Here is a 20,702-nt window from a genome sequence, read left to right on the forward strand (position 1 = left end):
CTCATTCCAGTTTAGTTTGAGCCTAGATATAGGCAGTTTATGTGCGCGCCCCGTGTTCGGTGTATTTGTCTGGAAAAAGAGAAGAGTCGCCCAGCAGTAGGGCGGCTCTTCTTCGAATTGGCGCATATCGTTACAGCGTGCTGTTAGCTCCGATAATTCGGGTGGCGAGTGCAGCGAATTGCGCCTGCTCCGCCTCGGAAAGTCCCGCAGCTGTGACAGCCGCATTCAGCTGGCGTATGATCTCTTCGCCGCCGCCGTCAATCAGCTTCCGACCGGCGTCCGTGACGCGGACAAGGAAGCCGCGCTTGTCGGTCGGCGATGGAATACGCTCGACAAGCCCGCGCTTAGCCGCACGGTCGATCAGTCCGGTGATGCTCGATTTGTCGAGCGCCAGATGCTGGGCGAGCTGCTGCATGCTCGGCTCTCGGTCGCGCAGTATGCCAAGCAGTCGGATTTGGATAATCGACAGGTCATTCTCTGCGCCAACTCGGCCAAGAATGCCGTGGACAAGGAACGACAGCTGCGCCAGACTGTCGACAATAGATAGGTCTTCCTGCGAATGAGAAGAGGTAGTGTTCATAAGCATTCACTCCGAGCCATAATCATTTTCTCCCATTATAACACAACAGCTATTGACATAGTACGTTATACAAACTATATTAGTTTGTATGACAAACTAAATGAATGCAAGCAAAACATAATGGAGGTTTTACTTATGATGATTCAAGCAGCAGTAGTACGTTCTTTCGATACAGCACCGAAGTATGAAGCGATCGACCTGCCGCAGCCCACTGGGAAGCATGAAGTGGTAGGCGATGTTCTGGCAGCAGGCCTGCATATGCGCGTACGTGCACAGGCTAACGGTTCCCACTATACGAGCACGGATGAATTGCCGCTTATTCCCGGTATTGACGGTGTAGGGCGGCTGCCGGGCGGGCAGCTCGTCTACTTCGTTGCCCTAGACACGCCGCTCGGTACATTCGCGGAGCGCACAGTCATCGATGTCCGCCGCAGCGTGCCTTTGCCCGCAGGGGCAGACCCTGTCCTGATCGCGGCTGGGATGAATCCGGCGATGTCGGCGTGGGTCTCGCTTCGGCGCAGGGTGCAAATCCAGCCTGGGCAGAAGGTGCTGGTGCTTGGTGCGACCGGCAACTCTGGACAGATGGCGGTCCGGATTGCGAAGCTGCTTGGCGCAAGCGAGGTCATCGGCGCCGGGCGGGACCAAGCAAGGCTTGAGTCGCTGCCTGCGCTTGGCGCGGATAAGATCGTATCGCTTGCGGGCGACCCGGAGGCTGCCGCCGAGCGACTGGGCGAGGCAGCGGCAGAGGCTGATATCGTGCTCGATTATTTATGGGGGAAGCCGGCCGAACTAGCGATGGTTCCATTGCTAACGAAGCGGTCCGACCGGAGCCGGGCGCTCGCCTGGATCCAGATCGGATCCGTTGCTGGCCAGACAGCCGCGATTCCTTCTGCTGCGCTCAGATCTGCCAACTTCCAGCTGATTGGCAGCGGTCAAGGCTCGGTCACGGCAGCGGGGTATCTAGCTGAATTCCCGGCGCTCATGGATGCGATTGCCGCTGGTAAGCTTCGTGTGAATGCGGCTTCGTTGCCGCTTTCCGAGGTGGAGACGGCATGGCAGGCTGCATTAGCTGATTCAAGTCGTCGGATTGTGTTTGTCCCATAAGGGTAAGCTGTAATCGAATTAATCCAGATTAAGCACGTGCACAGGCCCATGGTAGTGGATCCGCATCATAATGTGGGCCACTTCCGTGGGCGTTTGCTTCATGCCGGTCGCGATCCAGTGCGTCAAGATGCCGAAATTCGCTGATGTGGTATAGGCGAGCAAATATTCCGAAGACAGGGTTTTTGCTATCTTCAGAAACGTTGACAGAAACGGTTGCCTGTCATATAGTTGTCTAAACAACTATTTAAAGATGAGAGGTCTTCTTGCGATGACAACGAATCATGAGAACCATACGAATCAAATACCGGTTGGCTTCGCGCTTGGCATAGCCTACCGCAAAGTCGCGGCGCAGTTCCAGCAGCGGCTCGCGCCATATGGCATTACGACGGAGCAATGGTCGGCGCTCAATCAGATTAATCGGGCGCAAGGGCTCATCCAGAAAGAAATCGCGGAGCGGACGAGCAAGGACAAGCCATCGACGACCCGTATTCTAGACCATCTGGAGAAGAAGGGCCTCATCTATAAGAAGCCGGGCGAGCAGGATCGCAGAGCATTCCTCGTCTACAGCACGGAAGCGGGCAAAGCGCTCATTCGTGAGACGACGCCGATTGAAGAGACGGTCACGGCAGATGTGAAGAGCTGTTTATCGGAACAAGAATATGACACGCTGCTTGAGCTGCTTATGCGCGTTCAGCACCATATAACCGCGAATTTTGGCGGCAGCACGGGCGGGCACGGTCATGAATAACGAACATAAGGAGAGGTGAATCATGAAGCCAGAGCTACAACAGGAGCAACAACAACAACCGGCAGCTTTGTGGACAAGACCTTTTATCGCGCTCACGGCAAGCTTCTTTCTTCTATTTCTCGGCTTGCAAATGCTGCTGTCTTCCTTCCCGTCTTATGTAAAAGGGGAGTTCGACGCAGGTAACGTGCAGGTCAGTCTCGTTACCTCCGTATTCGCGCTCGCTGCCATTGCCTCGCGGTTCGCGACAGCTGCTCTCATGCGGCGCGTATCCCGCATGGCGCTGCTCATTATCGGATTGCTGATCGCAGCGGCAGCAACAGGGCTGTACACGGCAGCCGGATCGTTCGGCGCGCTGCTCGTGCTGCGGATTGCCTACGGCATCGGCTTCGGCATGGCGAGCACGATATTGCCGACGTTCGTCTCCCGCATCATCCCGGTTCGCCGGATGGGCGAGGGGATCGGCTATTTCGGCTTATCGACGAGCCTCGCCATGTCCATCGGCCCGTCGATCGGGCTGAACGTCATGAAGCATGCAGGCTTCATGGAGCTCACGATGCTTGGGCTTATCGCATCGGTGCTGATCTTCCCGGTGCTGTGGCTGTCTGGCTCGAAGCACAGCGAAGCAGCGCCGGCAGCACAATTGCCAGCATCGGCCGTGCAGCAGCAGGCAGCGCGAAACACGGCTGCCCCGGTCAAAACCGGCTTCAACCGCAAGCTGCTATTCCCCGTGCTGCTGAACACGCTGCTGTCCATTACCTACAGCGGTTTGCTTAGTTTTCTCGCCTTGTTCGGCGATTATGTGCATATTGAACAGGTCGGCTTGTTCTTCCTGTTCAACGCGATTACGATCATCCTAGTGCGGCCATTCTCCGGCCGCATCTTCGATCGCAAAGGCCACATGGCGGTGCTCGTTCCCGCCGGCTTATGCGTCACAGCGAGCATGCTGCTGCTCTCCGGCACCCATGCAATGCCGATGTTGATTCTATCGGCGCTGCTGTACGGCCTTGGCTTCGGCGCTATTCAGCCGACGATTCAAGCATGGATGCTGCGCTCCTCCGCGCCGGAGCAGTACGGCACTGTGAACAGCATGTTCTACAACTCGACGGACTTCGGCGTCGCAACAGGGGCCATTCTCCTCGGCGCAATATCCGCCGCGTCGAATTATTCGGTCATGTACCGATACTCCGCCGGCTGCATGGCGCTGTTCGTCGTCTTGATTATGCTGCAAGCCGCGCTGACTACGAACCGCCGCCGCGCGAAGCAAACGGCACTGGAGTCGTAAGCCTCCCCGATAAGTAATGAGCCAACCCCTATTCGCCAATACAGCGTTTAGGGGTTGTTTTTTACCGTACTTTTACCGTTTGTTTGGTATACTAAGCTATTATTTCGAATGTAGCGGCGGGGGAGCGTAAACGTGAACATTTTGCTGGCGGAAGATGATAAGAAGCTGGGCAAGCTCGTTAAATATATGCTGGAGAAGAAGGGCGGCTATCACGTCGATTGGGTGGAGAACGGCGAGGATGCATTGGATTATGCCCGTGGGTCGGCTTATGATGTGCTCATCTTGGACTGGATGATGCCGCTCATGGATGGGGTCGACGTCTGCAAGCGGCTGCGGGGCGACAATTATGGACAAGCCATCGTCCTCTTGACCGCCAAGGATTCGCTGCAGGACAAAATCTTCGGCCTCGATGCAGGAGCCGACGACTATTTGACGAAGCCTTTCGAGATGGATGAGCTGCTTGCTCGTCTTCGGGTGCTGGCACGGCGGAATTTTGCCCCGAGGCAGTCGGATATTGTGACGTTCGGACGGCGGTTCAGGCTCAATCGTGCCTCGCACCAGTTATATAGAGACGGCGCAGAGATCCAGCTCAGCCCGAGGGAATACCAGCTGCTTGATTTCTTCCTGCAGAACACCGGCAATGTGCTGACGAGAGAGGCGATTCTCGATCGCATCTGGGGGCTCGGCAGTGATGTCTCCTACAAAAATGTCGATGTTACCGTGAAAATGCTCCGGGACAAGCTGGATGATTCTGGTGGGGAACCGGCCATTCACAGCATCAGAGGGGTAGGCTACCGGTTTGAAATGGACGCTTAAGAAGGGCAAGAAACGCGACTTATTCCAATATACACAGAGGAAGCTCACCTTCACCTATACGTGGCTCATTATCTTGTTTCTGGCGTTATTCTCGATCATCGTATCGGTTTTCTTCATCATCATGGCGTACCGGGAGCAGAGCAATTCGCTCAGCACGACCATGTATGCGACTGAGGACGGCCGCGTTGTCATTCCGGATTTGGAGAACAGTCGCAATGATGATTTGTACTTCTTCTATGTGCTGGACAATCAAGGGCAAGTGCTTGCTCATAGTGATGCGATTCCTGAGCTCAGCGAATACAGCCTGCATAAGATTCGAGACTGGAAGTCGGATCGGGACGAGTATCGGCTGCGCTGGCTCCCCGAGATTCATAAGCACCAAGGAACCGTGATGCTTGTCTCAGACAATCGGCTGCTCTTCATAGGCGCGCATCCGATTATGACGGCGAACGGGCCGGCTACGATTTATGCGGCCAAGGATGTCACTTACTACTGGGATATTCTCCGTACACTGCTCCTTGTGTTCATCTTTATTCTTATTATTTTCGTTCTTGTAGCCATAAAGCTTAGTTCCTCCATGTCCCAAAAAGCGATGATTCCAATCCAGCGATCGTTCAGGCAGCAGCAGCAATTTCTGGCAGATGCATCGCATGAGCTGAGGACGCCGCTTAGCATTATGAACACCTCCCTAGATGTTATCGAGCTGGAGAACGGGGAGACGATAACACCGTATTCGAAGGAAGTCGTGTCGGATATGAAGGAAGAGATCGGCCGGATGAGCCGGATGGTACAGCATCTGCTATTGCTTGCCCGTTCCGACGCAGGCTCGGTCGAGTTCGAGATGGGCGCTTTCGACATCGTGCCGAAGCTTCGCGGGTGGGTGCAAGCTTTCGAAGGTGTTGCTCAGAAGAAGGCGATCACACTGCGGATGATGCTGCCTGATACGCTGACCGTGAAAGGCGATCCAGAGAAGCTGAAGCAGCTAGTCTATATTTTGCTGGATAATGCGATCAAGTACACGCCCGAGGAAGGCAAGGTCGACGTTGGGCTTGACCCTAACCCGAGGCAGTGGCGGATCATTGTCCGCGACAGCGGTATCGGCATTGCCGAAGCGGATCAGCCGCGTATATTCGACCGGTTCTACCGAGTCGAGAAGCACCGCTCTCGCGAGGAGGGCAGCGCAGGGCTAGGACTCGCAATTGCAAAACAAATCGCGATCGCCCACCGGGCCTCCGTTGTTCTCGAGAGTGCGCCTGGCAAAGGAAGCACATTCTCGGTCGAGTTTCCCGTATAGCACGGCTGGCGAGCGGCCCTTTCTCTTTGGAAGATGAAGAGGAGGGCTTTTTTTGTACCCTTTACCGTACTTTTACCATTGCTCGATATAGTGGGTACTGTAGAGACAAGATCACTGTTAGGAAAGGATGATTAAAGCGTGAGACGCATTAGACCTTGGGTGAAAAAAGCGCTGCTGGTATCCGTCATCATCGTTGCTGTCGGAGCCGGCTTAAGCATGGTGGCCGGTGAGCACGGGCGTGATGTATCGAAAGTAGTGAGAGTAAGTCAGGAGTTCCATGGCAGCCCTGCAGGGGGCATGAAGGTTGAGATAAGAGGCGGAGAGGGCATGGCTATGCCTGCGCTACGCGGCGATGATGCATCTGTGCCAGTACCGCCGCAAGCGCCGATGTTCAAAGAGGGCGGCAACATGCGTTTTGGTCGGGATCACGAGCATGAGCATGGCGTTGGCGTAGCGGTAGGTGGAGCCATTCTGATCGCCGGACTACTGATCTTCTGGATGAGCAGACGAAGCAAACGGTCGAGAGTCGCGGATGGAGCGAACGTGCTTGCTGGCATTCCTAGCGCATCGGACTTCCTGGATCAATGGGAAATGCAGCAAAATCAATCAAAGGAGTCGAAGTAATATGGGTATCTTCAAACGTGTCAAAGATGTATTTCTAGCCGAAACGAACGGGCTGATCGATAAGTGCGAGAAGCCGCTCAATATGGTGAATCAATATATGCGGGAATTTAGCGTGGAGCTGGAGAAAGGGCAGCGGGCGCTGGCGCACCAGCTGTTTATTGAGAAGCGGCAAGCGGTGCTGATTGCGAATGCCGAGACGGCAGTAGAGAAGCGGGACCGTCAAGCGAGGCTTGCGGTGGATCAGGGCGAGGACCAGATTGCGAAGCTGGCGCTGCAGGAGAAGCTGCTGCAGGAGAAGAAGCTGGCCGTCTACCGCGAGCAATACGTAACGATCCAGGAACAAACGCAGGTGCTGGAGGAGCGCATCGCCCAGCTGCTCGTGCAATCAGAGGAGTATAATCATCGCCGGCTGCTGCTCGAATCCCGGGTTAATGTGGCAAGCTCCCTGAAGGAGTTGAACCAGAGTGTCGTATCGTTTCAGACGGACGGCATCGTCAAAGGCTTCGCCCGTGCGGAGGAGAGGGTGCTGATGGTTGAGGCGGAGCTTGCGGCAATGAATCATTTCAACTCGCCGGCAAAGCGGTCCGCGCCGCAGTATCTCGATCCGACGCTGACAGCGGAGATTGAAGCTTCACTGGAGGAATTGAAGCGGAAGCCAGCAGTGGAATTGAAGCAGGAGCAGGAGCAACAGCAGGCAGCAGAATAATTGCATAGCATAGTGCGCGTGCAGATGGCATAAGCCAAAGGCGAGCGCATATATGTGATAACAATAAGAAAAACCGGCAGAATCTGCCGGTTTTGTTATGTTTATAAATGATTTACAAATCAAGCCGTCCTATGATATGCTAGGAAAACCTGTCACGACTCTTATTTCATGAAGACAGAGTAAGAACATCTTATCTATAATTTAATCTTACCATGATAGTTCGCCCGCTGTCAACCGGTATTGCGGCGGGTTGCCAAAACTTATGAGGGAGCGTGTCCGAGAATGATAAGCGAGAACGATTGGAAGCAGGAGCAGGCGCGATTAAAGCAGGTAACAGAGACGCTGCAGACGAAGATCGAGGAGCTTGCGCCAGAGGTGTCAGGGCTGCGCAATCAGGTGACGGACTTTGCCAAGAAGTTCTGGGAAGATGTAACGGTCAACACGAGCACCTTTGACGATTTCGAAGAAACCTTATACAGCATCAGGCAGCAGGAGGCGCTGCTCTCTGAACGGGAACGGAGCCACAAGCAGCGGCTTCAGCGGTGGAACAATATGAAGCGCATGCTGCCGTCGCCTTACTTTGGGCGCATTGATTATGAAGAGAAGGGCGCTGACGCAAGCGAGCAAATCTATATTGGCGTATCCTCGCTTGTCGAAGAGGATGGACTGAACTTCCTCGTATACGACTGGCGTACGCCGATTGCAAGTCTGTATTACGATCATTCCCCCGGATCTGCCTCATATGCGACGCCCGGCGGGCAGATCGACGGAACGATGCTGCTGAAGCGGCAGTATCAGATAAAGAGCGGCGAGCTGCGCAGCGTGTTCGACACGAGCGTCACCATCGGCGACGAGCTGCTGCAGCAGGCGCTCGGCAAAGGCGCGGACGCGCAGATGAAGAGCATCGTCGCAACGATTCAGAAGGAGCAGAACGCGATTATTCGCGACGACAAGAGCCGGATGCTCATCGTGCAAGGCGCGGCTGGCAGCGGCAAGACGTCAGCGGCTTTGCAGCGGGCCGCTTACTTGCTCTATAAGCACCGCGACCGGCTGCGGGCGGACCAGATCGTCCTGTTCTCGCCGAATCCGATGTTTAACAGCTATGTCTCGACGGTGCTCCCTGAGCTTGGCGAGGAGAATATGCAGCAGACGACGTTCCAAGAGTATTTGGCATACTGGCTTGGTAATCAGATGCGGCTAGAGGACCCTTTTGATCAGATTGAATATGTGCTGACCTCAGATGTTGACGGCGATTCGGCATATGAAGGGAGACTGCAGGGCATACGGTATAAGGCCTCGGAGCGTTTCCTTCATGCTTTGCAGCAATATGGAGAATGGCTCTGCAAGAAGGGCATGCTATTCAGCGGGATCTGGTTTAGAGACCGCGAAGTGATTACTGCGGAGCAGATGGCAGAGCAGTTTTACAGCTATGACAGCACCATTCGGCTTGCGAATCGTGCCTTGCTGTTGCGGGAATGGCTGCTGCAGCAGCTGGCTTCAATTGAGCGCAAGGAGCGGAAGGCCGAGTGGGTGAAGGATGAGCTCGACTACCTCGACAACGAGCAATATGAAGAGGCACATAAAGCGGTGCTGAAGAAATACGAGCGCGATGAAGCGGTGTTTGATTTTACGCAGTCGTATATCGATCAGTATGGAGATTTCCAAGGTACCGAGCAAGGTGAGGGAGAAGCGTTTGATTTTGCCGATCAGGAAGAGGAGCTTCTCCGCCGAATGATTGTGAAGGAGAGCTTTGCGCCGCTGCGTCGTGACGTGAGACGGTTCAAGTTCATCGATTTTGTTCAGTTATATGGACAGTTGTACCGTGAGGAAGCTCAGTATCTGGAGATGACTGGCGAGGCCGATGTGCCGGAGAAGTGGGCGGAAATCTGCGCGCAGACGCGAGCGAAGCTGAGCGGCTACGAGCTGCTCTATGAAGATGCGACGCCATTCCTGTATCTCAAGGAGCTGGTGGAAGGCGTGCGGATGAATACGGACGTGCGGCATGTCTTCGTCGATGAAGGCCAGGATTACTCGCCGTTCCAATATGCCTTCTTGAAGCGGCTGTTTCCGCGCGCGCGCATGACGGTGCTTGGCGACTTCGGCCAGGCAATCTTCGTGCAATCGACGATTCTGCACGAGGCGGATTCGCCGCTTGCGCGTATCTATGGGCCAGACGAAACGAGGCTCATTCGTCTCGTTCGCAGCTACCGCTCCACGAAAGAGATCGTGGAGTTCACCAAGGCGATGCTGCCGGATGGCGCGGACATTGTGCCGTTCGAGCGGCTTGGCGGCAAGCCGCAGCTCGTGCGGCTCGGCAGCAGCGAGGAGCGGGCGGCGCGTATCGCCAGCGATTTGGCAGCGCTTCGAGCCGAAGGCTTCGACTCCATCGCCGTCATTACGAAGACGGCAGCGGAGGCCCGCGCCGCATATGACGCGCTCGCGGAGAATGGCGGCGAAGCGCTGCGTCTCGTCACGAAGGAGACGCTCACCTTCGAGAAGGGCGTGGCGGTCATTCCGGCATATCTCGCGAAGGGCGTCGAGTTCGATGCGGTGCTGGTCTATGACGCTTCTGCTCAGACCTACAGCAGGGAGAGCGAGCGCAAGCTCTTCTATACGGTCTGTACGAGAGCGATGCACCGATTGCGGCTGTATACGGCAGGAGATGTAGCGCCATATATGCAGCAGCTCGATACGTCGCTTTATGAGGGATAAGTGCAGGGGCTTGGGGACCTGAGTAGTTGTTGACAAAGCACCGGTATTGACACGCTCTACCTAGCCGCCGGCTAGACTGAGAGATCAAATACGCTCTCTCAGCATGAAAATTGGCCGATTGAAGCTCTGAGCCTGCAGATTCAGCACTCTCAGAAAAGGAACCAGCCGAGAAACGCGTCGCGCCGTCAAAGGGCGGCGACAGCCGTTTCACCATGCAACATAAACATTAACATTGACAGCATCAGCTGCCTTTGGATATGATGTGAATGAACGGGCTCTATAGTGCCCGATTCATTTTAGATAATTATTAAACTTAATTAAATAATAAACTTAAATAAAGAAAGGAGGGTCTCAAGTGAAGTCATTTCTCCCCAATAATATTAAGGATGAGAACCGCAAAATCATTTTTGATATTCTGCTGCAGCACCCGGAGCTAGCTAAGGTCGAAATTACGGAGAAAACCGCGATGAGCTTCGTAACGGTCAGCAAGATTGTCAGCTTCTTCGAGCAGATCGGCCTGCTGGTCGCTACAGGTGAGAGTCGTGAAGGATCCGGCGGACTTGGCAGGAAACGTACCGTCTATCGCTTCAATGCGAACAGCTATGTCACCATCGGCATTCAAACGATCGGCAAGAGGACGACGGCGTTGCTCGTTAATCTATACGGCCAGATCATCGATATGCAGGCAATCGACACGCCGATTCATTTTTTTAGTGAACAGTTTGAAAGCATGTTTGAGGACATCGTGGCACGGATGCGGAGCAAAGCGAAGGCGATGGGCAGTGTCATTCTCGGCATAGGGATTGGCGTCGATGGCGCCATCAATATCCGTAAGCGCACGATCCGAATTATGACTCATGACAACCTCGAAGAGGATTACGCTTACGAGCCTCTTATGGCGAGATTGAAGGAGCGGGTACAGCTGCCGATCTTGCTGGAAAATGACGTGAACGCCTCGATTATCGCGGAGTTCCGTCAGCTCGAGAGCACGGAAGAAGCGCCGAATGACCTTATTCTCATATCTGCGGGTGACGGTGTCGGAGCGGGTATCATCCTGAATAAGGAGCTCCACCGAGGGTTCAATGCAAGCGCAGGCGAGCTTGAGTATATGTGCTTCGATCCGGAGTATCGGAAGAAGAAGTCCTCGGTCGGCTGGCTCGAGAGCAAGCTCGGGCTTGAGACGCTGCTTCGCACGTATGACTTAACGAAGGAACAGGAGCGGGAAGCTTGCGCGGATTACGTCTCCCGCCATCTCGCTCTTGTTATCGCCAATATGATCAGCATCTTGGACATCGATCGGATCATTATCAGCGGCAAGACGGCTGCGCTGTTCCCGGAGCTTATAGGAAGCAGAACCGAAGCATACGTACAGCAATATACCGAATGGACGCCGACGATTACGGTGAGCGATGCCGCGCATCAGGCGGCAGTTGGCGCAGCGAGCTTGATCCTGCAGCAGGAAATGATTCAGGTGTTATCAACTTAAGAGAGGAGAGTAAGGCGCATGCTTCGTATTTTTGACAGCGAAGAAGAGCTGGCTCGTGAAATCGCACGGGAAATGCAGCAGCGATTGGCCCAAGACGAGCAGCCGGTATTCTGTCTGGCTTCTGGCAGTACGCCGCAGAAGAGCTACGCCCAGTTCGCAAGCAGCCTCGTTGGCGATAGCGGCAGCTTGAAGAATCTTCGCATCGTCAGTCTCGACGAGTGGGTGGGGATTGAACGCAGCTCCGAGGGCAGCTGCTATCAGATGCTGAACCAAGACTTGTTCTCGCTGATCCCGCTTGAGAGCGGCCAGATTGAGTTCTTCGACGGTACAGCGGCAGATATGGCGCAGGAATGCTCGCGAATTGATCAGTACATCGAGCAGTATCCAATTACGTTCAGCTTGATGGGCGTGGGCATGAACGGACATATTGGGCTTAATGAGCCAGGAAGTCCAGTGCTGGAGTACAGCAGCGTCGTCGACCTGTCGGCAACGACGAAGGAAGTGGCGCAGAAATATTTTCATGAGCGGACGGTGCTCTCGGAGGGGGTTACGCTTGGCCTTGGACAAGTGATTCGCAGTCAAAGGGTCATTACGGTGATTACCGGCGAGCGCAAAGCCGAGATCGTTCGGGAGATCTTCCGTAATCCAGATGCCAAGCTGCCAGCTCAAGCGCTGCTCGGCTATGATCATATTGATTTCTACTTGGATTCGCAGGCAGCGAAGTATCTGGACATCAGTGGGGAGCAAGCAGGATGAGCGAATATTTCATCGGAGTAGACATCGGAGGCACGAACATCCGGGTCGGATTAGTGAACGAGCAGCTGGAGCTTATTCGTAAGGAAACCGTCCTGACCAGCAGCTTCGGCAGCGCGGAAGAGTTGTTCGCCGGCGTGCGGCGTCTGGTCGATATCGTCGATAGCGAACGCAGAGCGAGCGTAATCGGTATGGCTGTTCCTGTACCTTGGCGCGAAGGGACCGATTCCATCGTCGATGCGGGCAATGTACCTTGCTTGGAAGGCGTGCCGGTGGATGCGGTAAAGTCGTATTTTCCAGAGCATGAGCTGTATTTGGACAACGATGTGAACGTGATTGCCCTCTTGGAAGGGGAGCGGGGAGCTTCGCAAGGAAGCACACTCTCAATGTATATCACTGTGAGCACGGGGATCGGCAGCGGCATTGTCGTGCGGGGCGAGGTGCTTCATGGCGCCAACGGCTACGCGGGGGAGATCGGCAGCATGATTGTCTCGGATCGGGACAACGGACATGATTCTCTGTATGCAGGCACATTGGAATCGCTTTGCAGCGGCACCGCTTTGGAGATCGAGAGCAAGAAGCTATACGGCGGCGCTGCTACGGCGAAGACGTTGTTTGATAAATATGTAAGCAAGGACAAGCAAGCGGAGGAAGTTATCGCGCAGTGGGTCGAGTATTTCTCCAGAGGGATTGCCTCTCTCATGCAGACGCTTGATCCGGGTATGTTCGTTATCGGCGGCTCGGTGATCGAGCACAATCCGTGGCTGATTGAACGGGTTGTGGAGAGCACGAAGGGCAAGGTGTTCGAGAACTTGCGCGGCCGGATTCGTATTGCCGCACCTGTATTTGGTTCTGATGCTGGCGTCATTGGCGCTGCGTATACCGCATGGAAACGATCAAGATAAAGGGAGATGGATCATTTTATGAAAAAGCAAATGAAAATCGCGCTTATCGGAGCGGGCAGCGTCTCGTTCGCGCTCGGCGCATTGAATGATATCGTATTGTCGGAACGTCTCAAGTCGAATGTGGACCTGGAAATCGCACTGATGGACATTAGCGCGGACAACGTAGCCCGCACTTATAAATATGCGAGAGAAATGTTCGATTCCTTCGAGCATTCCGCGAAGATCTGGCACACGACGAATTTGGAAGAAGCGCTGACAAATGCGGATTTTGCCATTGTGGCGATTGAAGTGAACCGATACCATTACTGGTCGCAGGACTTCCACGTTCCGCGCCGCTACGGCAGCAAGCAAATTTACGGTGAGAACGGCGGACCGGGCTCGATGTTCCATACGCTCCGAAACCTTGGCCCAATGCTCGAAATTGCTCGCATGATGGAAAAGGTTTGCCCGAACGCTTGGTTCCTCAACTACACGAACCCTGAGGCTAAGCTGGTTGAAGCGATCTCGAAGCTGACGACGATCAAGATTGTCGGTTTGTGCCATGGTCTTGACATGGGTGTTGATCAAGTTAGCCAGTTCCTCGAAATGAAGAAAGAAGAGATCGGCTTCGAGGCAGGCGGCCTGAACCACTTCGGCTTCTTCACGAAAATTTGGGACAAGGCGACAGGCAAAGACCTGTACCCATTGTTCGACGAAAAAGAGCGCAAAGCAAACCGTCTCGCGGAATGGGACCATATCGGGTTGTCCCGCACGATGTACCAAATTTATGGCATGTATCCGTACCCAGGCACGAACCACTGCGGCGAGTATGTGTCGTATGCATCTGACTTCTACGCGGGCTTGTCGCTGCAATACCGTTACGATCCAATGCGCGAGCAGCTATGGAAGGAAGGCTCCAGAACGCCTGATTTCGTATACTGCGCAGGCGGGCACAGCCTCGATAAAGGATTGTTTGAGCAAGTGAATACGCAAGAGTCGTGGGCTGAAGAAGCGTACAAATTCAGCAAGGAGAAGGTATGTCCGAGCCAGGAGTATGCGATTCCGATTATTGAGGCGATCTTCTTCGACGATGAGATCGAGATCAATTCCGCGAATTTGCCGAACAAAGGTGCGATCAAAGGCCTTCCAGACGATATGGTCGTGGAAACGCAAGCGATCGTTAACGGCCAAGGCATCGAGCTGAAGCCGATGAGCATCGAGCTGCCGACAGCAGTAATCGGCACGATTCACATTCAAGGCATGATTCACAAGCTGCTGCTGGAAGCGTACTTGGAGAAGTCCAAGACGAAGCTGCTTCAAGCAATCCTGCTCGATCCGCAAGCGCCAACGTACTACCAGGCATGCGCGATGATCGACGAGATGTGCGAGCTGCAGAAGGAAATTCTGCCGGAGCTGGCTTGGAGATAGAGGTTGGCTTGAGGAAGATGGGATGAAGGTAAGGCAGGAAGACAAAAAGGCACCCCGGTGGGGTACCTTTTGTCGTGCGGTGGCGGAAAGTAGGGAACCGCTTCATGCGAGTGTAGTCCAGCAGTCAGCTACATTAGCTCGGATCGCCGGATTTCCGCTAAGAGGTCCAGCAAACCAACTAAATTGGCTTGGATCGCTGGATTTCCTCCAAAAGAGGTCCAACAAACCAGCTACATTGGCACAACTCACCGGATTTTCGCCAATGTAGATCCCTGGAGTACTCTCTTCAGATCGATCTGCTGGTTTTCCACCAATGCAGCTCCCATGAGGAGTAGCAGCTACCCTGCATTGGCGAAAATCGTTGGAAATCTGCGTGAGAGGGGTACTCAGTACGCTACAGGAGCGGGCTGCAGCCGGAGAGTTAGGTAATCCGCCGAAGTTTCTCCGGATTGCTCACCATATAGATCGCTTGAATAGCGCCAAGCCCCGCATCGGGCCCGAATATAATCGCGAATGGAGGTCGGCCCTCGCGAAGCAGGAGTAAGCCGCGCTGTCCGCTGATCGCAACCTCGCGGAATTCCCCAACGAGCGAGCCTTTGCCAGCGATGCCTGCGAGGAAGGCGGCGATCCGGTGCCGGCCTTCAATCGGATTGATCGCTGAGCGGACAACGCCTCCGCCGTCAGTGAGCATAACGGCATCTTCGGTGAGCAGATGTATGAAGCTATCGAGCTTGCCGGTGTCGATCGCCTGCGTGAACGATTGGACGAACCGCTTGATGGAGGCGTCGAGCGGGGTGTCGCCCTCTGCCGCCGGACGATGGCCGATCTTGGCGGCTGCGCGGCTGCAGATTTTGCGGCAGGCGGCTTCGGACTTATCCAGCATGGCGGCGATGTCGGAGTAATCGTAGCCGAACGATTCCCGCAGCACGAACACCGCGCGTTCCGGCGGCGTGCACGTCTGAAGCAGGACGAGCATGGCGTAGCCGAGCTGCTCGTCACGAACGAGCCGATCGAGCGGCGCCTCGTCAGCATTCAGCTCAATAATCGGCTCCGGCAGCCATTGCCCGGGGTAGCTCTCCCGTTTACGCGGCGCCGCCTTCATCATATTGAGCGCACGATTCGTGACTAGCTTCACGAGAAAGGCTTTCGGATGCTGCACGACAGTGCCGTTATCCTGCGTGCTGACAGAGACAAACACATCCTGCACCGCATCTTCGGCCTCGCTCATCGAGCCAAGCATCCGGTATGCCACCGATGTGAGCAGGGGCTTGTAGTCGCGATAAAGCTGTTCGATCTGAGCAGGCTGAGCCAGAGGCGTCGCATCATTCATCATCACGGCGGCTCCTTCCTTTTGCAGGTTTTTGATCTTATTGACTATCATTTTATCCATGCACGAGCAATAAAGCCACCCTAGCGCCGGGTGGCTTTATTTTAGTCTGAAACATGGCCGCACGAGGTTTACCCGCGGCCGCGGTGCGGAATTAAACTTCGTAACAGCCTGGGAACATGCCTGTCGTAATCGCCATGCGGTTCCAACAGTTGATCGCGTTGATCGCCATCACGAGTGCAACGACTTCGCTCTCGCTGAAGTGCCTGCGAACTTCGTCGAACAACTCCTGCGGCACGCCTTGAGCGGAAATAACAGTGACCGCTTCAGTCAGTGCGAGTGCCGCACGCTCTTGCTCCGTGAAGAACGGCGTTTCCCGCCAAACGGAGATCAGGGCAAGACGCTGCTCGGATTCGCCCATCTTGCGCGTGTCCGTCACATGCATGTCAAGGCAGAAGGAGCAGCCGTTAATTTGGGAAGCTCTAATCTTAATGAGCTCATACAGGAGAGGATCAAGGCCCATTTTCTTCGACGCTTCTTCCAGGTTCAGCATCGCTTGAAAGCCGGCGCGGTTTGCATTCATATGGTTCATTCTCAATTTCATACTTGTATACCTCCATTGGTTGATTAAAAAATAATTGATCTCTTGAGCTTCGTTATCTAAGACAATCGAGGAGCCGATTTTGTGACAGGTACAGCAAAATTTATTTGAATTGACAGGACTGCATACGTTTGTATACAGTAGTTACATAAGTAGTTGTATACAAATGTATGCACACATTGAAAGGACGTGAACCTATGAGACACGGACACGGACATGGTCCTGGAGAACACGGTCATGGGCATGGCAAACATCGCCACCATCATCACGGAGCACAAACCTTCCGCAGAGGACGGGCGCTTGAATTTCTGCAGCGGCTCACAGTGAAACGCGCAACCTTGCTGCGACAGCTTGATACGCCGGAGTTTCAGGACATCAGACCAACGGTGCTTGGCGAGTTGAAAGCGGTCGAGTCCATCATTGATGAATACACCCAGCATTTCGACATCCACCGGCTGGAATCGGACGCAGCCGGGGCAGCGGCTTCACCAACGGATTCAGGCGCAGCTCCGGATCCAGCCCCAAATTCAGAATCAGCCCCCGCCGACGATACAGATGCAGATGCAGATGCAGATGCAGCCACTAATACGGGCAATGAAGGGGATAGCTAACGCATGTGGGAGTTAAGGGCTTATATTAAGCCGTATTGGAAATTCGTTCTGCTCGGCCCGCTCTTTATGCTCTTGGAAGTGTTCTTCGATCTGCTGCAGCCACGGTTAGCTGCTCATATTGTCACTTTCGGCGTCGTCGAACGCGATTTCTCCGTCATTGAAGAGACAGGAATATTCATGGCTGTCGTGGCGCTGCTGTCACTTGTAACGGGCGTTGCCTGCAACCTGTTCGCAAGCCGCGCTTCGCAAAATTTCGGAGCGGATATCCGCGAAGCGCTGTTCAGAAAGGTGCAGACATTCTCCTTCGAAAATGTGGATCAGCTAAAGTCCGGTTCACTGATCACTCGAATGACGAGCGATGTCGTTCAAGTGCAGAACCTGCTGCAGATTGCGCTTCAGGGTCTCGTGCGAGCGCCAAGCCTGCTGATCGGCAGTGTCGCGATGGCACTGCTCATGAATGTGCAGCTCGGTCTTATTTTGCTTGGAACGCTGGTTGCGCTTAGTCTCGTTCTTATCATCCTTATCAAGTTCTCATCCAAGCTGTTCTCAGCGGTTCAGACGCGGCTCGATGCAGTAAATACGCGCATTCAGGAAAATGTCGCAGGGATCCGGGTCATCAAAGCATTCGTAAGATCCCGTTATGAAACGGAGCGCTTCGAGGCGGTTAACCGCGATTACACGCAGATCTCCATTCAAGCGGCCCGTTTTATCGCGTTGAACGCTCCGATCGTTACTTTTATTATGAATGCCTGTCTCGTAGCAATTCTGCTATACGGCGGCAATGATCTGGTGACGCAAGGGTCCGTGCAGGTGGGGGAGCTTGTCGCTTTTATCAACTATGTCATTCAGGTGCTCTCTTCCTTGCTGATGGTCAGCGGACTGCTCATGAACGTATCGCAGGCGAATGTGTCCGCGAAGCGCATCCAAGAAGTGCTGGCAACGCAGCCGAAGATCGAGGATGCGGAGCGCCAAGAGGGTGATAACGCCATGTTGCCGGTTCAGCACGTGAAGCTGAGCGGAGTTGCATTCTCTTATAATGGTTCGACAGCCGCGAAGGACCTCGTACTGCAAAATATCCACCTCGAAGCCCGGCGCGGCGAGACCATCGCGATTATTGGTGCTACAGGCTCAGGCAAATCAACGCTTGTTCAGCTTATTCCGCGCCTGTACGATGTTACATCCGGCTTCATTTCGATCGATGGCAAGGATATTAGGGATCTGCCGCTCACCAAGCTTCGGCGCAGTATCGGGATGATGCTGCAAGAATCGTTCCTGTTTACGGGCACGATTAGAGATAACATTGCCTTTGGCAAACCTCGCGCATCGCAAGCAGAGATTGAAGAGGCTGCAAGGATTGCACAGGCACATGACTTCATCGTCAAGCTGCCGGATGGTTATGGGACGTTGCTCGGTCAGAAGGGCGTCAATTTATCCGGAGGCCAGAAGCAGCGGGTGTCGATTGCGCGCGCCCTGCTTATCAAACCTCCTATTCTGATTATGGATGACAGCGCGAGTGCGCTGGATCTTGGCACCGAGCGGAAGCTCCGCGATGCTTTAACAACAATTATGAAAGACACGGTGACGTTCATCATCGCGCAGCGCATTACGTCAGTTGCCCAGGCGCATAAAATCATTGTGCTCGACGATGGCATGATCGCTGGCAGCGGCACCCACGAGGAGCTGCTCGTTTCTTGCGAAGTATATCAAGATATTTACCGATCCCAATTCGGCAAGGAGGAGGTTGCGGCATATGTCGAACAGCACCAATCCATCGCGTCCAGCTAACGCGAACCAAGCAGCGACGCAGGCTCCGGCTCCGGCGGCGAATTTCGATCAGATGGGCTTTCGCCAAGGCTTCGGGCCGCAGCTCGGGGGTCCTCAGAAGGTAAGGTCGAAGAATACGGCAGAAACGCTGCGGCGGATCGGCAGTTATTTGGCAAGACAGCGCAAGGCGCTGCTTGTCGTCGTGCTGAGCACAATCATTACCTCCGGTCTTGCGCTACTAGGTCCCTATATGATCGGTAAAATGGTCGATGACTACGTTGTTCCCCGCCATTTTGAAGGATTTATGAGAATGGGCATGCTTTTATTAGGCGTCTATTTGCTTGGTGCGGCATTTACGTGGATTCAGCAGTATTCGGCATCGAGCTTATCGCAAAATACAGTTCGCGACATGCGCAAAGATATTATGGCCCATTATCAGCGGCTGCCTGTGCCCTTCTTCGACCAGAAGACGCATGGCGAGCTGATGAGCCGGGCGACCAACGATATCGCCAATGTCTCCAATACGCTGAATCAAACGGTCGTTCAGCTGATCTCGGGCGTCCTGATGCTCGTTGGCAGCATCATCATGATGTTCGTGTTAAGCGGCTGGATGACGTTGATCACCATTCTGACCGTACCGCTCATTGCGTACATTACGAAGAAGATTACGAAGTATACGCGGCATTATTTCACGCAGCAGCAGAAGCATCTTGGCGAGGTGAACGGCTTCGTTCAAGAGATGATCTCGGGGCTGAAGGTGGTCAAAGTATTCGGGCGGGAAGAAACCTCAACCGAGCAGTTCCGCGACATTAACGAAAAGCTGCGGACTGTCAGCATCAAGGCTCAGAGCCTATCCGGCTCGATGGGACCGATGATGAACACGATGCGCAATTTGACGTTTGTTATCATTGCGGTATGCGGCGGTCTTTTTGCTTATCATGATCTGATTACGATTGGCGTTATCGTCAGCTTTCTCAACTATTCCACGCAGTTCAGCCAGCCGATCAACCAGCTCGCGAATCAATATAACTTGTTCCAATCGGCGGTTGCCGGAGCGGAGCGCGTTTTTGAGGTGCTGGATCTGGAGCCTGAGATGCAGGAGGATAGCGAGTTCACGCAGGGCGGTAATCGCAAGGGCCCAAGCCCGATACGAGGCGAGGTCGTGTTCGATCGCGTCAGCTTCGGCTATAAGCCAGATGTGCCGGTGTTGAAGCAGCTCTCGCTGCACGCCGAGCCTGGCCAGATGATTGCACTGGTAGGTCCAACAGGCGCAGGCAAAACAACCGTCATTAACTTGCTGACGCGTTTCTATGAGATCGGGTCGGGGAGCATTTTGATTGACGGCGAGGATATTCAGTCGTTCAGCAAACAGGAGCTGCGGCGGCAAATTGGACTTGTACTGCAGGATGCATATGTGTTCTCAGGGACAATCCGTGAAAATATTCGATATGGACGCCTTGAGGCTACCGATCAAGAAGTAGAGGCGGCGGCTAGACACGCGAATGCAGACACGTTCATTCGAAGGCTGCCGAAAGGCTACGATACAGATCTAAGCGCCGATGGCGGCAACCTGAGCCAAGGGCAGAAGCAGCTGCTCACAATCGCGCGCGCGGTGCTGGCGAATCCAGCGATTCTCATTCTGGATGAGGCAACGAGCAGTGTCGATACGCGGACGGAACTTCACATCCAAGAGGCGATGAAGTCATTGATGAAAGGAAGAACGAGCTTCGTCATTGCCCATAGGCTGAGCACAATCAGGGAAGCCGATCGCATTCTTGTTGTGAGCGGCGGGGAAATTATCGAAGAAGGTTCGCACGAGGAGCTGCGCCGGATGAACGGCTTCTACGCCGGTCTGGTTCACAATCAATGGGCGGCGCAAGAGCAGACGCGTTAGCATTGCTTATTGCTTATTGCACGAATAAAATTGCCGCTTTATTGACAGTCAGATGAGAAGTAACTATAATGGTTACAACGGTGGTGGT

At 54.2% G+C, this 20,702-nt stretch carries 19 protein-coding genes; 15 read left to right on the plus strand and 4 right to left on the minus strand.

Going from position 1 to position 20,702, the window contains the following annotated elements; genetic code table 11:
* Positions 1-130 precede the first annotated feature (130 nt).
* Positions 131-580 (minus strand): MarR family winged helix-turn-helix transcriptional regulator, encoded by a 450-nt coding sequence (locus tag AC0LWF_RS20750; protein ID WP_474653438.1) that lies wholly within the window; start codon positions 578-580, stop codon positions 131-133.
* A 135-nt stretch (positions 581-715) separates the two neighbouring features.
* Here AC0LWF_RS20750 and AC0LWF_RS20755 point away from each other — a divergent pair, with 135 nt between their 5' ends.
* Entirely contained in the window at positions 716-1,684 is a 969-nt protein-coding gene (locus AC0LWF_RS20755; protein WP_474653439.1) for a quinone oxidoreductase family protein, read from the plus strand.
* Between the two features lie 18 nt (positions 1,685-1,702).
* Here AC0LWF_RS20755 and AC0LWF_RS20760 read toward each other — a convergent pair whose 3' ends face one another.
* The gene (locus tag AC0LWF_RS20760) at positions 1,703-1,924 is read right to left on the minus strand and encodes a TetR-like C-terminal domain-containing protein (RefSeq protein ID WP_474653440.1); all 222 of its coding nucleotides are present in this window, start codon (positions 1,922-1,924) and stop codon (positions 1,703-1,705) included.
* A 28-nt stretch (positions 1,925-1,952) separates the two neighbouring features.
* Between AC0LWF_RS20760 and AC0LWF_RS20765 the strand changes: the two genes are divergently transcribed.
* The 11 genes from AC0LWF_RS20765 to AC0LWF_RS20815 all read left to right on the plus strand — a co-directional run bounded on the left by AC0LWF_RS20765 (position 1,953) and on the right by AC0LWF_RS20815 (position 14,417).
* A complete protein-coding gene (locus AC0LWF_RS20765; protein ID WP_474653441.1) occupies positions 1,953-2,432 on the plus strand; it encodes a MarR family winged helix-turn-helix transcriptional regulator in 480 nt (159 codons plus the stop codon).
* A 22-nt stretch (positions 2,433-2,454) separates the two neighbouring features.
* Entirely contained in the window at positions 2,455-3,714 is a 1,260-nt protein-coding gene (locus AC0LWF_RS20770) for an MFS transporter (RefSeq protein WP_474653442.1), read from the plus strand.
* Between the two features lie 132 nt (positions 3,715-3,846).
* Positions 3,847-4,530, plus strand: coding sequence for a response regulator transcription factor (locus tag AC0LWF_RS20775; protein WP_474653443.1), 684 nt, complete (start codon positions 3,847-3,849; stop codon positions 4,528-4,530).
* A complete protein-coding gene (locus AC0LWF_RS20780) occupies positions 4,514-5,824 on the plus strand; it encodes a sensor histidine kinase (RefSeq protein ID WP_474653444.1) in 1,311 nt (436 codons plus the stop codon). The genes AC0LWF_RS20775 and AC0LWF_RS20780 overlap by 17 nt, the downstream gene beginning before the upstream one ends.
* Before the next feature lie 138 nt (positions 5,825-5,962).
* A complete protein-coding gene (locus AC0LWF_RS20785; RefSeq protein WP_474653445.1) occupies positions 5,963-6,448 on the plus strand; it encodes a hypothetical protein in 486 nt (161 codons plus the stop codon).
* Position 6,449: 1 nt separating this feature from the next.
* Positions 6,450-7,154, plus strand: a complete 705-nt coding sequence (locus tag AC0LWF_RS20790) for a PspA/IM30 family protein (RefSeq protein WP_474653446.1) — start codon at positions 6,450-6,452, stop codon at positions 7,152-7,154.
* Positions 7,155-7,436: 282 nt separating this feature from the next.
* Positions 7,437-9,866: an RNA polymerase recycling motor HelD gene (helD, locus tag AC0LWF_RS20795; RefSeq protein WP_474653447.1), complete on the plus strand. Its 2,430-nt coding sequence runs from the start codon at positions 7,437-7,439 to the stop codon at positions 9,864-9,866.
* Positions 9,867-10,221: 355 nt separating this feature from the next.
* A complete protein-coding gene (locus AC0LWF_RS20800; protein ID WP_474653448.1) occupies positions 10,222-11,352 on the plus strand; it encodes an ROK family protein in 1,131 nt (376 codons plus the stop codon).
* An 18-nt stretch (positions 11,353-11,370) separates the two neighbouring features.
* Positions 11,371-12,108: a 6-phosphogluconolactonase gene (locus tag AC0LWF_RS20805; protein WP_474653449.1), complete on the plus strand. Its 738-nt coding sequence runs from the start codon at positions 11,371-11,373 to the stop codon at positions 12,106-12,108.
* Positions 12,105-13,010 (plus strand): ROK family protein, encoded by a 906-nt coding sequence (locus AC0LWF_RS20810; RefSeq protein WP_474653450.1) that lies wholly within the window; start codon positions 12,105-12,107, stop codon positions 13,008-13,010. The genes AC0LWF_RS20805 and AC0LWF_RS20810 overlap by 4 nt, the downstream gene beginning before the upstream one ends.
* 18 nt (positions 13,011-13,028) lie before the next feature.
* Entirely contained in the window at positions 13,029-14,417 is a 1,389-nt protein-coding gene (locus AC0LWF_RS20815; protein ID WP_474653451.1) for a family 4 glycosyl hydrolase, read from the plus strand.
* A gap of 421 nt (positions 14,418-14,838) precedes the next feature.
* Here AC0LWF_RS20815 and AC0LWF_RS20820 read toward each other — a convergent pair whose 3' ends face one another.
* Together AC0LWF_RS20820 and AC0LWF_RS20825 are read right to left on the minus strand one after the other, a co-directional pair.
* A complete protein-coding gene (locus AC0LWF_RS20820; protein WP_474653452.1) occupies positions 14,839-15,750 on the minus strand; it encodes a sigma-70 family RNA polymerase sigma factor in 912 nt (303 codons plus the stop codon).
* A 148-nt stretch (positions 15,751-15,898) separates the two neighbouring features.
* Positions 15,899-16,348, minus strand: a complete 450-nt coding sequence (locus AC0LWF_RS20825) for a carboxymuconolactone decarboxylase family protein (protein WP_474653453.1) — start codon at positions 16,346-16,348, stop codon at positions 15,899-15,901.
* 194 nt (positions 16,349-16,542) lie between these two features.
* Between AC0LWF_RS20825 and AC0LWF_RS20830 the strand changes: the two genes are divergently transcribed.
* From AC0LWF_RS20830 to AC0LWF_RS20840, 3 genes are read left to right on the plus strand one after another with little or no spacing between them, the layout of a single operon-like run.
* Positions 16,543-16,956: a hypothetical protein gene (locus AC0LWF_RS20830; RefSeq protein ID WP_474653454.1), complete on the plus strand. Its 414-nt coding sequence runs from the start codon at positions 16,543-16,545 to the stop codon at positions 16,954-16,956.
* A 3-nt stretch (positions 16,957-16,959) separates the two neighbouring features.
* Positions 16,960-18,741, plus strand: coding sequence for an ABC transporter ATP-binding protein (locus AC0LWF_RS20835; RefSeq protein ID WP_474653455.1), 1,782 nt, complete (start codon positions 16,960-16,962; stop codon positions 18,739-18,741).
* A complete protein-coding gene (locus tag AC0LWF_RS20840; RefSeq protein WP_474653456.1) occupies positions 18,707-20,614 on the plus strand; it encodes an ABC transporter ATP-binding protein in 1,908 nt (635 codons plus the stop codon). Before AC0LWF_RS20835 ends, AC0LWF_RS20840 begins: the two co-directional genes overlap by 35 nt.
* The last annotated feature ends 88 nt before the right edge of the window (positions 20,615-20,702 follow it).

The sequence above is a fragment of the Paenibacillus sp. sgz302114 genome (genome assembly GCF_056120345.1).